This is a genomic window from Campylobacter peloridis LMG 23910 (assembly GCF_000816785.1).
GTDB classification, from domain to species: domain Bacteria; phylum Campylobacterota; class Campylobacteria; order Campylobacterales; family Campylobacteraceae; genus Campylobacter_D; species Campylobacter_D peloridis.
Genome location: NZ_CP007766.1, coordinates 1,007,415 through 1,021,547 on the forward strand (window position 1 = coordinate 1,007,415; position 14,133 = coordinate 1,021,547).

Annotated in this window: 11 protein-coding genes; 3 read left to right on the top strand and 8 right to left on the bottom strand. The window is 27.9% G+C overall.

The annotated features are described in order from the left end of the window. A complete protein-coding gene (gene tssF, locus CPEL_RS04985) occupies positions 1-1,728 on the top strand; it encodes a type VI secretion system baseplate subunit TssF (RefSeq protein ID WP_044598844.1) in 1,728 nt (575 codons plus the stop codon). After that, positions 1,725-2,636 (top strand): type VI secretion system baseplate subunit TssG, encoded by a 912-nt coding sequence (locus tag CPEL_RS04990; RefSeq protein ID WP_044598845.1) that lies wholly within the window; start codon positions 1,725-1,727, stop codon positions 2,634-2,636. The genes tssF and CPEL_RS04990 overlap by 4 nt, the downstream gene beginning before the upstream one ends. A 164-nt stretch (positions 2,637-2,800) precedes the next feature. On the opposite strand, the gene CPEL_RS04995 is transcribed toward CPEL_RS04990, so the two are convergent. The 7 genes from CPEL_RS04995 to dnaE all read right to left on the bottom strand — a co-directional run bounded on the left by CPEL_RS04995 (position 2,801) and on the right by dnaE (position 13,190). Next, positions 2,801-3,397, bottom strand: a complete 597-nt coding sequence (locus tag CPEL_RS04995) for a hypothetical protein (protein ID WP_232088165.1) — start codon at positions 3,395-3,397, stop codon at positions 2,801-2,803. Positions 3,398-3,827: 430 nt separating this feature from the next. Beyond that, complete coding sequence (gene traN / locus CPEL_RS05000; protein ID WP_232088166.1) at positions 3,828-4,157, bottom strand: conjugal transfer protein TraN; 330 nt, start codon at positions 4,155-4,157, stop codon at positions 3,828-3,830. A gap of 844 nt (positions 4,158-5,001) precedes the next feature. Continuing rightward, complete coding sequence (locus CPEL_RS05005; protein WP_044598846.1) at positions 5,002-5,475, bottom strand: GNAT family N-acetyltransferase; 474 nt, start codon at positions 5,473-5,475, stop codon at positions 5,002-5,004. Between the two features lie 41 nt (positions 5,476-5,516). After that, positions 5,517-6,200 carry a BspA family leucine-rich repeat surface protein gene (locus tag CPEL_RS05010; RefSeq protein WP_049984583.1) on the bottom strand — a complete coding sequence of 228 codons (684 nt, stop codon included), beginning with the start codon at positions 6,198-6,200 and terminating at the stop codon, positions 5,517-5,519. 25 nt (positions 6,201-6,225) lie between these two features. Further along, positions 6,226-8,235, bottom strand: coding sequence for a CocE/NonD family hydrolase (locus CPEL_RS05015; protein WP_044598847.1), 2,010 nt, complete (start codon positions 8,233-8,235; stop codon positions 6,226-6,228). Next, positions 8,232-9,482: an MFS transporter gene (locus tag CPEL_RS05020; RefSeq protein ID WP_044598848.1), complete on the bottom strand. Its 1,251-nt coding sequence runs from the start codon at positions 9,480-9,482 to the stop codon at positions 8,232-8,234. The genes CPEL_RS05015 and CPEL_RS05020 overlap by 4 nt, the downstream gene beginning before the upstream one ends. Before the next feature lie 114 nt (positions 9,483-9,596). Further along, positions 9,597-13,190, bottom strand: coding sequence for a DNA polymerase III subunit alpha (gene dnaE, locus CPEL_RS05025; protein WP_044598849.1), 3,594 nt, complete (start codon positions 13,188-13,190; stop codon positions 9,597-9,599). Between the two features lie 103 nt (positions 13,191-13,293). Between dnaE and CPEL_RS09660 the strand changes: the two genes are divergently transcribed. Continuing rightward, positions 13,294-13,533, top strand: coding sequence for a SelT/SelW/SelH family (seleno)protein (locus CPEL_RS09660; RefSeq protein WP_257720072.1), 240 nt, complete (start codon positions 13,294-13,296; stop codon positions 13,531-13,533). Between the two features lie 23 nt (positions 13,534-13,556). On the opposite strand, the gene CPEL_RS05030 is transcribed toward CPEL_RS09660, so the two are convergent. Continuing rightward, positions 13,557-14,123 carry a 4-methyl-5(beta-hydroxyethyl)-thiazole monophosphate synthesis protein gene (locus CPEL_RS05030; RefSeq protein WP_044598850.1) on the bottom strand — a complete coding sequence of 189 codons (567 nt, stop codon included), beginning with the start codon at positions 14,121-14,123 and terminating at the stop codon, positions 13,557-13,559. Positions 14,124-14,133 lie beyond the last annotated feature (10 nt).

Consider the following 14,133-nt stretch of genomic DNA (forward strand, 5'->3'; position numbering starts at 1 on the left):
ATGACACAAGATGATATACATTATTATCAAAAGGAGATTGCTTATCTTAATCATGCTCGGAAAATTTTTATAGATAAATTTCCCAAGTTAACCCCTTTTTTATCTTACGATAGTAAAGATCCAGATATAGAAAGAATTATTGAAAATTTAGCAATATTAACCTCTAAAATTCATCAAGAATTAGATCAAAATATACCCTATATTGCAGAATCTCTAATTAATATTCTTTCTCCAAATTACACCAACATTCTACCTTCTATGTGTATGCAAGAATTCAAATTTAGCGAAAACAGCAAACTCAACAGATTAATTATTCCTAAAAATAGTACAGTTAAATCTGTATCTATAGAAAAATGTGAATGTGAATTTAAAACAGTATATGATGTATATCTATATCCATTAAATATAGAGAATGTTTTTTTAGGAAGTGAAAGACAATATCATACATTAGATATACAACTTAGAGTTAGTAGAGAAGATTTAAACATAGAACATCTAGGTTTAGATAAACTAAGTATATACTTAGGGGATGATGTTTACACATCATCTACATTACTTTTTTATATGCATCAATATTTAGAAGAAATAAAAGTCATATCTCATGACACAAAAGAAGAATTTAAAATAAATACCCATAATATTAAAACTATGGGTTTAAAGCCAAACGAAAGTTGCCTATTTTATAATGACTTAGGATTTGAATCTTTTTCCTTGCTAAGAGAATACTTTTTTTTGCCTGAAAAATTTAATTTTATCTCAATACAAGGCTTGGATGTTTTACATGAGTGTAAAGGTAAGTTAATTAGCATTTTTTTTAAATTTAATAAGACACTTCCTAAAAATTGTATTATAAAAAATGAATTATTCTCATTATCGACAACACCAATCATTAATATTTTCGAAAAAACAGCAGAACCTATCATCAATAATCACTCGAAAAATGGATATAGAATTTTCATCGATAGAACAAATTTAAATGCATATGATATAGTTCAAATAAAACAAGTCAAAGCACATAATAGCGACAGCGGGAGTAGAATTTTAAAAAATTATAAAAATTTTGAACGTTTTGAATTTATGCAAAATAAAATACAAGATTTTTACTACATTACAAATAAATCAAATTCCAAGCAAGATAACTTCAAAGAAATATCGTTTTTTTCCTCAAACAATACAAATGAAACAATCACAATAGATGTATTATGCTGTAATAAAAATTTACCGACCCATTTAAAAATAGGCGATATTAATCTTATACCTTTTTATAAAGATGCTATTACGAAAAACATTACCATTCCAACGTCGATCAAGCAAGTTAAAACCAATGGTAATCTTTTATGGAAATTAGTTTCTATTTTGTCATTTAGTTACCAAACTCTTTTAACAAAAACATCCTTTTTTCAAGTTTTAGAAAGCTATAGCTTTCCCGATGATAAAACTTCTGAAGTAGTATGTCAATTACTTACCTCTTCAATAATTGACATACAGTCAAAACCAAGCTACTTAATTGATGAGCATATTACAAAAAAAGGCACTATGAGTATTATAAGTATAGATGATTCTAAATTTTATTCTTTAGGTGAAGTTTATAAGTTAGGATTAATAATTTCAGAATTTTTATCATCCTTTGTGAGTATTAATTCATTTTGTGAATTAAAAATTAAATGCATAAACTCAAAAGTGACTATACACTATCCTTTTAAAAAAGGAATTAAACCTATATTATGAACAATGCAAACTCTTATACCTTTTATAAACTTCTTAAAAAATTATTAAAAGATCATCCCAAAGAAGATATTTTTCTAAGGGTAAATAATGCCCTAATGCATCCTAACAAAGAAATCGAATATGTAAAATTCAATAAAAATATTAGTGATTTTCCCATTGAAATTATGATTAATTTTATGGGTCTACAAGGTAATACATCACAACTCCCTTCTTATATACTAGACAAGCTCTCTAGGAATGAGGATGGCGGGGATGGATGGAGTTTATTTTTTGATTTCTTCAATCACTATCTTCTTTGGATTTTTTTTGAAATTACCACTCTTAACAATTATCCAAAAAGTTTTGATATTAACTTCAACGATAGAATTTCTAAAATACTATTTTCTATGTTAGGTATCAATGACACAAAAATTGCAAAGAGATATCTGCCTTTTGCACCGTTATTACTAAGTTTAAGAAGACCTAAAAGTTATATTGAAAGAATTTTACAAATCACTTTTAATTTACAAAATCAATTAAATATTATAGAAAATATACCCCATCAAATTTACATAAGACACATACAATTAAATAAATTAGGAAGTAAAAATCATATTTTAGGAAAAAATCTAATCTTAGGAAAAAAATTTCTATCTTACCAAAATAAAATAGCTATTTATATAAAAGATATACACTATGATGAAGCTTTAAAATACTTTCCAAACGCAGAAAAATACAAAGAGCTTAAAGAAAGTATATTATTTCTAACTAACAATGAATTTTGTGTTGATTTATATCTTAAAATTATTTTTAATAAAAGAATGCTGTTTAAGCTAGGAGATTACTCTCACTCCAAATTAGGATGGGGTAAAATTTTAGGAAAAAAAATAAAAAATTACGAAATAATACATATTAAACTTCATGAATAATTTTTATATTTATCAAAATATATCATTTATTCATCTATATTAAAATCAAATACATAAGATCTGAATTTTTATTATTTAAACTATTGATATTATTAAATTTTAATAATACCCAATATTATGAAAATAACCATAAATTAACAACAAGCTTATATTAATCCAAAACTCTACTTCAACCTCACATTCATAATCATATTAGATAAAAAGATACTATCTTTATCAAAGCTTTTTAAGTTATATTCTAGTTTTAGGTATCTTTTTTGTATATCTTGTATTAAAGTTGAAAGATTGTATAAACTTAAACTTTCTAATATATTTATAAGTTCTATCTTACTTAAAGTATTAAAATCATTTAACAAGCTAAGATAATTACTTATAATAGAAGAAGAATTGATATTATGAAATATAATTTTATTTTTTATATCTTCTTTAATAAAAAATTGATTATTTTTTATATAAAAATAATCTTTAAGATGATGATTACTTAATATTTGATTGTAAAAACTTAAAAGGCTTTCTTTACTATTTAAGTCTATAAAATTTAAAAATATATTTTCTTTTAATAATGCTTCTTGTAATTGTTTTAAGTTTTTAAAAGCTTGATTTATACTAGAAGTATTTTTTAAAGCATAAATGATATTATCATCTTTAGAAATTTTTCTATTTATATTATATTGCAATAAAGGATTTTTATAAAGTGTATCACTATTGATTAAGATATTGATATGAAAAGATTCTTTACTTTTATTAGTTAATTGAAGCAAAAATATAACATCTTTTATAACTTGTAAAATATCATTTGCTACTTCACCATAGCCCCAAGTAAAGATAATATGATTATCATCTATATTTGTAGCACCAAATAATAAAGAAAGTGAAAAATTAAAGCACTAAGGAATAAAATGTAAAATCTTTTCATCAATTGTATTAAAGAAGCTAAAGAGTTTGTTTGATATAATTATATTAAGGGTGCAACGCCAAAGGGGCGCAACCCTTTAGCGTTAATTTACCGCCCAGAAGGGAGATGAGCATAATGCTAACAAAAATTATCCTTATAATTATACTCTTAACACTTTGCTATGTCAAGGCTTATTGAGTATCCCCTGCTTTTGCAGGGTTTAGGATAATCCCTTTGGCTTACCAAACAAACTTTTAACTAAACTCTATCTCCTTTCTATAATTTTATTTTTCTTTTTAATTAGTAGGTTTTCTTGTTAAATTCTCAAGATTGCTTTCAATCTTTTCTTGTATTTTTATAGAATCAGCTTGTATTTTATCTACATCAATACTTCCAACAATATCAGCAATAAAATCACTTAAATCTATTTCACTAAAATCTAACTTTTGAAATTCTTCTGGAATAAATCCTCTACAATCAGGACTCTTTGAAGAATCCCAACCTCTTTTAATTTGTGGGCGTCCTTGTTCATTAAATATTCTTGCTAATTTTGAATTAAAACAACAATGTGTTTTTTTATGCTGAATACAAGCTATGAATTTAATTTTTTTTAGAGCAATATTCACCAACTTCTACACATCTATTTTGCTTATTGAGTTTAGCTAGCTTTTTTTATCTTCTTTACAAGGTATAAGCCCTATAAATACTTTATCTTTATCACAGCAACCACCCCCAGTTAAGCCAAAAATTTGTCTTTAGAGCGACATCTATTATCTTTTCCATTAAAGATAAAAATTTGTCCTCCACAAGAACCATCATCTTCCCAACCATTATTATTTTCATCATTAATACCAACTTGAGCATCATCATCTTCGATATGGCTAGTGCTTTTTTAAAACACAACTATTACATTTAAAATAGTTATTGTTTTAAACATACAATATCTTTACTAACTTCTAAAACTATCTAAAGCATAGCATTTATATTTTATTTTACAGTATAAGCAGGACATAAAATAAAATATTTAATATAGTATAATGTAGAATTATAGATATTAGAAAAAATTTAAATGGTAATGATTTTAAAAAATGTTTATAGCTTTGAAAAAATAGCTAAAATTATACTAAGGGTTAAATCTTTAAAATAAGATTTAATCTACTTTGGCAATTCATATAATAGCAAATATTCTATTTTTAAAATTGTTTCTTGAATATATTAAACACTTACTCTTCATTAGTCAGGCAGTATTTTTCTTTGTTAGAATTTAAATACACAATATTCTTTCCTTGAAATTCACACTCTAAAAATTTTAATACATCACCTATTTAGCAAAACAATATCACTTTTTTACACATTTTTACAATAAAATACAAAGTATGTGCAAAAGTATGTGCAAATGAAAAATATTTCATTAAAGTATGGATATTTAGGGATTTGGTTGGTAAATTACATGGCGAGCTCGGGCACCATTTAAGAATTATGAAAATTATTTGCATTTTTTAAGTCTATAAGCATATTAATATGTAAAATCCCATCTTCATCATAAACATCTGAAATTTCCTCAAAACCCAAAGATTTATAAAACCCTTTTAAACGATTTTGCGCACTAATTTTTACTTTAAATTCTTTATAATTATTTTTTATAATTTCAAATACTTCTAATAATAATTTCTTCGCTATTCCTTGATTTCTATATTTTTGATTTACAATAATCCTACCAATAGATATAGTATCAAAATTTATCCCTTTAGGCACTATTCTACAATAGCCTATAATCTCATTTGCATTATCTTCATAAAATACATGAAGACATTGTAAATCTTTATCATCTAAATCACTATAAATACATCGCTGTTCTACAATGAATACATCTTGTCTTAACTTGCAAATTTTATATACTTCTTTTGTATCTAGCTCAATAAATTTTTTTACAATTAATCGCATACCCCTCCCCCATAGCCATCATTAAAACCAAATGAAAGCTATTATAAATCTTGTGTTTTATACCATTTAGGTAAATGATCTTCTAAAGGTGTGTATTTAAACATATCTGTAGTATTTGCATCTTGTAAAACTTTCCAAGAATTTAAATCTTGATTAAAATCTCCTGCAAATGCAAACATCTCTTGCATATTAGTTACATTGCTTACATCCCAATTGTTTAAATTTTGATTAAATTTTCCAGCACCCTTAAACATCTCTTGCATGTTAGTTACATTACTTACATCCCAATTGTTTAAATTTTGATTAAACTCACTAGTAAAATAAAACATACCTTTAGCGTTTTTTAATTTTGAAACATTCCAGTTGGTAATATTTTTATCAAAATCTACAAGACCTGCAAACATATAACTTGCATTTTCAACATTTGCCATATTCCATTTTTCAATACCATTAAAATTTATTCTCTCTTGCGCATTGTATTTGCAATTTGCTATATCATAATCTTTAAATTGCATTTGACAATTTTCCTTTGTAAATTTTGCAAATAAAAAACTCATATCTTTTATATTACTTGTATTTATTTTATCTAAAGAAATATTTTCATCTTGTAATAAAGCAACTAATTCGCTTCTATCTTTAGGGGTGTATTCAAAAGATGTTTTGTTATCATAACAAGCACACAAAAATAAAGCCAAAGATGAAAAAGTTAAAATTTTTTTATACATCATTTATCCTTAAGTTAATTAATCATTAAAGACTATGTCTTTTTGTTTTATAATTGTATTCTTTTTCAAAAATAAGTATATCATTTTCTTTGACTTTCATATCACCTTTTATATAAAAATATTCCAAATCACTTGTTTGGGTTAAAACTATATCCGCATCCATCATACAACCTTGTCGTCCTATTTTCATTTTTTGTATAATACTATATTTAGCACTTAGTGGGTTTTCATTTTGAAGACTTAATTCTCTTTTTAAATTATGCTCTACTAAAACATCTACCTCATCAAATTTATAAACCCCTTCACCAAAAACTCCGCCAATTCCATCTGTTACACAAGTCCAAGTATCGCTTAAGATATCATAAGAGATGTTTCTATCCACTCTACCTTCTTTTAGTAAAGTAATAGGAGTTAAAGCTGCACTCTGTGCTTGCATGTTAATCATATCGCTATCCTTTCCATCAAAACAAGGTAAGGCAAGCTCACACTCATTTAACTCCAAAGTTAAGGTTGCAATTTTAGGCATAGGCCAAAACATAGGCCAAAATGAATTTGCAAGTGATAATCTTATTTTAGAACCTTTAGAAAATTTATATCCGCAAGCATCAAGCTTAAGCTGTTTATTAATAAATTTATTATCGCTTAAACCAATAAATTTTTCTTTATCATCGCTTAAAGCTAAATTTAATACTCCATAACTCACCCTTTTTACAAAACCATCTTCTCTTACTTCACTAAGTTGGGCAAAAAGCATAGCTTTTTCTTGGTCACTAGAAATTTTTACACTTAATAACGGAAAACCTAAGACATCTAAATCATTCTCTAAAATATCACTTTCAAATATAACAGCCATTCCATCATCTAATCTTTGATCGCAAGGGCTTTCTCCTAATACACCCGCTCCCATCCATTCTCCAGATAAAAGTCCGTGATTTAAAGGAGTATTAATTTTTACTATATCATTTGACTTATTTTGGGTTAGCTTATATGGATTTAAACAATAATTTTTATATTTGATATTTTTTTCAAAGTTATCAATACCCACAAAACGCCCATTTACAGACTTAATATTCGCACTTGGTTTCATACTATTTTCAATATATGCTTGTATCATAGGAACTTTAAGTACATCATTTTCTTCATTTTTTAACCATTTATCCCACCATTTTAAAGCCTCTTGCAAGAAACCAATCGCAGGTAAAGGTGCTCCATCATGAGGATAAACATGAGCCCAAGGACCTATAATAGCTTTTTTTGGAACCTTTAAACCCTGCATAAGAGTAAATACGGTGTTAGTGTAAGAATCAGCCCAACCATCTAATGCAAAAACTGGAACTTGAATATCATCATAATTTTCCCCCACAGATCCATGTTTCCAATAATCATCTTTCAAAGTATGTTCAAGCCATAAAGCTGGCCATAAAGGCATATTTTCAAGCCTATTTAACCATTTTTCTCTTCCATTTGAATCTATTTTTGGATCAACAAAGCGAGATTGATAAGCAAGCATGATATTTCCCCACCAAAAATTATCATTAAGCAAACATCCACCTTTATAATGAATATCTTCATTATACCTATCATCAGTAAAACCTACCACTATAATAGCTTTTAAATTTTTGGGTCTTCTTGCTGCAACTTGTAAAGAATTAAATCCTCCCCAAGATTTACCCATCATACCAATATTTCCATTGCACCATTCTTGATTTGCAATCCATTCTATAACTTCTAAAGCATCATCTTGTTCTTGCTTTAAATACTCATCTTCTAATAATCCATCAGATTCTCCACTTCCTCTAATATCAACCCTAACAACAGCATATCCATTTCCACTAAAATATCCATGCATGGGTTCATCCCTACCTCTTGTTCCATCATTTTTTCTATAAGGAATATATTCTAAAATCGCAGGAACTTTTTCTTTAACTTGAGGTAACCAAATTCGTGATGAAAGCTTGGTGCCATCTTTTAATATTATCCATTCATTTTCTATCACTTTTACTTCATTTTTAAAATTATTAATAATTTCTTTCATTTTACATCCTTTTTGTTGTATTTTTTAATCCAAACCATACAAAATATCACACCTAGTATTGCCATAACTATCATAATACTAAAATAAATGTGATATCCTTTTACGCCTGGGTATCTATCAAGCAAATCTCCTGCTAAAAGTGGTGCAAAAATTTCTGGTAAATATCCAAAAGTAGAAACAATACCAATAGCCATACCAGTTAAATGCATAGGAATTTTACCCTCACTTAATAAAGAATAATATATGCCAAAATTAGAATACATAGCTACATAAATCACAACACAAGCTGAAGTTAAGATGCTCATTTGTAAAAATCCACTTAAATTAGAGCTAAGCATCAAAAACACAACACCAATACCCATTAAAATAAAACCTATCATCATTATTTTAGCTTTTCCATATCCATCTGCAATAAATCCACCTATAGTAGAAGAAACAGGGCGAATATACTGAGCTAACACGGTTAAAATAGCTGCAAAAACAGCTGATGTTCCTATGATATTACTCGCATAAGGAGTAAAATAATAAAAACTCATATTGAAAAAATAAGTACAAAAAGTAATAGCTACAACAAGCCAAAGAGCAGAATTTTTCAAAAGAAAAGCTAAATCTTTTAATTTTAATTTCTCACTTTCATCTTGTATATTATCTTTTAAAAGAAAAAATAATAAAATAGCACTAACAATAGGAGCTACTGAGTAAAAAATAATTACCATTTCTATTCCTTGTGCTGCTAAAGCTTTTGTTTGAAAATATCCAAAAATACTCGTAGCAATTGCCAAATGTGCAGCACCCACAACCCCTCTTCCACCTTCAAAAATACCATAAGCTCTAGCTTGTTCCTTAGAATTTGCTAAACTTCTTACTATTTTCATCAATGATGGCCAAAAAGTAAGCAAAGAAGTAATTCCCCATACCCCATAAATAACTAGCAATGCATTTAATGAAGTAAAATACAAGTGCAATAACCCACCAAGTCCTGTAGCAACTAAAGAAAAAATTAGTAATTTTTTAGGAGCAAAACGATCTGCAAGATATCCTCCTAGAGCATAAGAAAATAAACCTAACAAACCATAAGCACTACCCAAAAGCCCCATTTCAAAATTATTAAGATTATAAAGACTCATATAATCATCATAATAATACTTTCTAAAATACGGCAAGCCATAAATTATAGAACCGCAAAAAGAAAGTAAAATTAAAGTAAAAAAATTCTTTCTTAAACTTTCATTATTTTCTAATTCCATCAAAACCCTCCTTTTTTATAATATACATAAAATTAGTCTTTTTTAAATTATAAAAAAGGATTTTTTCTTAAAATTAGTAAATATTTAATCGTTTTTTACACACTCTAATAAAAATTAATTTTTACATTTTTGCGATATCTCATCAAAACTTTCTTGAGAGATAACAAAGCCTGTATGATAAAGTAGGCAACTTCCCATATCAATAACTTTTAAAATTAATTTTTTATTATTAGCATCTTTTGGATTATGTTTAGAATTTGCTAAAGAATAAATTTCATAAACCATATCTTTATTAAGCTTATTAATATCTAACTCTATAATATTTTCTTCAAATTTCATAGGCTCTTGAGTGAAGTTATTGTTTTCTTCTTTTTTTGTAAAATTTTTCTTTTTATTAATAGCTTTAATTTCTTTTTCTTTTATTTCATCTAAAGTATAAATTTCATTAAGATTAAAACTTAAATCACTATCATTATTTTTGTAATTTAGCATAAAAGCAAAAGCTTGATCTTTGTCTTCTTTGTATAATCCTTCAACCTTTTCAACTTGAGATTCAAAAATAACAATATCAAAAGAAGAATACAAATCTAAAATCACAGCTTTTGCATATCTTTTTCCATTTTTACTCATCATGGATTTAAAATCTTCTATTTTACCTATAATTAAAATTTCACCATTTCCCTTAAGCTCGTCAAAATCCATACTTTTAAAGTATTCTATACCTTCCATTTGACTTGAAAATTTATCCAAAGGATGTCCTGAAACATAAATTCCTAAAATTTCTTTTTCATAACCTAATTTTTCCATAATATCAAATTCAATTTTATTATCATGAATTTTAACTTTAATATCACCTGCAATTTCTTCTTCTCCAAAAAGAGAAATGCTTGCATTTCTTTTAACTTCAGCTATTTTTCTACTAGTTTCTGAAATAAGCTCAATATTTTCTATCAAACACTTTCTAGTATAACCAAATTCATCAAAAGCACCTGATTTTGCCAAATTTTCAATAGTTTTTTTATTAATTTTAGTAGGATCAATAGAACTTATAAAATCATCAAAATCATTAAAACCATTTTCTTTGCGTATAGCCATGATATTTTCAATAGCAGGAATTCCTACACTTTTAATAGCCCCAAGTCCATAAACTATAGCCTCACTTCCATCTTCAAGCTTGGTTGCGCTAAATTCTCTCTGGGCTTTATTAATACTTGGCGGTAAAAGTTTTATATTCATTCTTTTCATTTCTTCTATATATTTTGCAACCTTATCAACATTACTCTCTTCACTTGTTAAAAGTGCAGCCATAAACTCGCTTGGATAATAAGTCTTTAAATATGCTGTTTGAAAGGTTATAAGCGCATAGGCAGCTGAGTGAGATTTATTAAAACCATACTCAGCAAATTTTAAAATAAGTTCAAACAAATCATCGGCCTTTTTTTCATCATAACCTTGCTTTTTAGCACCTTCTAAATACTCTGCTTTAAGATTATCTAAGATTTCTCTTTTTTTCTTACCCATAGCACGACGCACATTATCAGCACCACCCAAAGAAAAACCACCTATTTTTTGCACTATTTGCATAACTTGTTCTTGATATACTATAACCCCATAGGTATTTTCAAGTATAGGCTTTAAATCTTCAAATGCATATGTAGCAGCTTTTCTTCCATGCTTAATATCAATAAAATCATCCACCATCCCGCTATCAAGTGGTCCTGGTCTATATAAAGCTAAAACTGCGATTAAATCTTCAAATCTTTCGGGTTTTAATCTAGCATTTAAATTTTGCATACCGCCTGATTCTATTTGAAAAATACCTAAGGTATTACCACTTTGTATGGTTTTATAAACCTTAGGATCGTTTACATTAATTTTCTCCCATATAATATCTTTGTTATATCTTTTTTTAACCAACTTAATAGCATTATTAATCACGGTTAATGTTTTAAGCCCTAAAAAGTCAAATTTAATTAAATCAACATCTTCAAGATATTCTTTAGAATACTGCGTTACCAAATGGCGTTCATCATTTTTGCTTTGTCTAAATAAAGGAGCTTTATTCCACAAAGCTTCGTTTGATATCACAACCCCTGCTGCGTGCATACCCGCATTTCTATTTAACCCTTCTAATGCTTTAGCAAATTCCCAAACTTGGTGTCCTTTAGGATGATGTTGTATAAACTCAGCTATTTTTGGTTCTTGCTCATAAGCTTTTTCTAGTGTAATTTTTAATTCTTCAGGAACTAATTTAGCCAATGCATCAGCATCAGGTATACTCATATCACAAACCCTAGCTACATCTCTAATCACTCCTTTAGCTAAAAGCTTACCAAAAGTAATTACTTGTGCTACTTTTTCAGCTCCATATTTATCAATTACATAATCAATTACTTCTCCTCTTCTATCTTGACAAAAATCTACATCAATATCAGGCATTGATACACGCTCAGGATTTAAAAATCTCTCAAAAAGTAAATTATAAGGTATAGGATCTAAATCTGTAATCTTCAAACAATACGAAACCAAACTTCCAGCAGCACTTCCTCGCCCTGGACCAACTGGTATATCTTTTTCCTTAGCTGCAGCAATAAAATCATGAACAATAAGCATATAACCTGAAAATTTCATATTTTTTATAATGTCAATTTCTAAATCAAGCCTATCTTTGTACTCTTGATGTTTGCTCTCATCGATAAATTGAAGTCTTTCTTCTAAGCCTTTTTTGCAAAGATATTCAAATACAATATCATCATTATCAAAACTAAATTCTTTATTTTCTTCTACTAAATTCAAATTATATTTTTTTGCGTATTCTCTAGTAAATTTAAAATTAGGTGGAGTAGGATCGCCTAGTTTTAACTCTAAATTACATTTATTTGCTAATTCTTGAGTATTTTCAATAGCTTCTGGAATATCAGCAAAAAGTTCATTCATTTGCTCTGGAGTTTTTACATAAAATTCATGCACCTCGTGTCTTAAACGACCTGGATCATCAAGTTTAACCCCCATAGCTATACACATAAATACTTCATGTGCGGCTGCTCTTTCTTTAAAAGTGTAGTGTGTATCATTGGTTGCAATGATTTTTATATCAAGCTCTTTTGCAAGTTTAATGATAGAATCATCAATAAATTTTTGATCATCAATGCCATGACGCATAATCTCAAGATAAAAATCATCCCCAAAAACCTTTTTATACCAAAGTGCGGCCTCTTTTGCTCCCTCATAACCTTTAGCACCAAATTTAATATTTTTTTCATTTTGTGTATTTAAGTGCCAATTTACCTCACCTTGTAAACATGCTGAAGAACAAATTAGTCCTTCGCTATGAGCTTCTAAAAGTTTTTTATTAATCCTTGGATAATAATACAAACCATGTATATAACTTTGTGAGCTCAAATACATTAAATTTTTATAACCAATTTCATTTTTGGCAAATAAGCAAATATGAAAGCGTTGCCTTGAGCTTTTATCACTTAAATCATCATGATTATGCAAATACGCTTCAAGCCCTATAATAGGCTTAATCCCTTCAGCCCTCATCGTTTTATAAAAATCAATGGCTCCAAACATATTTCCATGATCAGTCATAGCAACACTAGTTGCACCTTGAGTTTTTAGTGTTTTAGCAAGCTCTTTGAGTTTATTTGCTCCATCAAGCAAAGAATATTCTGTATGTAAATGTAAATGTGTAAATTGGCTCATATTTTCCCTTGAATTTTTTTGTAATTATAAAAAAAAACCTTAAATTTAAAACTTACAAGGATAAAAAATGTATAATAGCTTACTTTCAAAAAAGGAGTAAAAAATGGAAGTGAAGATTTATTATTGTAATCTTTGAAACTACAAACCACAAGCTGCAAGGGTTGCAGAAGAAATACAAAATGAATTCAAAGATGCACAAATTTCTACCATAGAAAAAGGTGGTGGACATTTTATAGTAGAAGTAGATGGTAAAATCATTTATTCTAAAAAAGACTTATTTAACTGCGAAGTAGATAGATTTCCTCATGAGGGTGAAATCACCAAGCTTATAAAACAAATATAAGCTAAACCCTCATTAGCGAGGGTTTATTTTGTTAAAGGAACAAGCATACCTTCATAAAGTTTTTGATAAATTTCTTCTGAGCATAAATGTTTAGCAAGCTCTAAACCAAATAAAATAGCCGTAGCAGGTCCAGCTGCTGTAATAACATTTTCATTTACCACAACTGCTTTATTTACTCTTACACCTTCAATACCCACTTCACAACCAGGATAGCAAGAAAACTCTCCATTAATCACTCCTGCTTTTGCCAATACCATAGGTGAAGCACAAATAGCCGCTACGATTTTTTTCTTAGCATGTAAATCTTGTATGATTTTTATGATAGCTTGATTGTTTTTTAAATTCATCATTCCCTCAAACCCACCTGCAAGAGCAATTGCATCTAAATTTTCTTGATCAATACTAGCCAAACTCATATCAGCCCTTATACAAATTCCATTAGCACCTTGCACCAAAAGCTCATCATCTAGTGAAGCAATAATAACTTCTAAATTTCCACTAGCCTCCCCTGCTCTTTTTAAAACATCAGCTATACCTATAAATTCAGCTTCTTCAAAACCTTTTGCCAAAGGTACTAAAATTTTTTTCATTTTTTCTCCT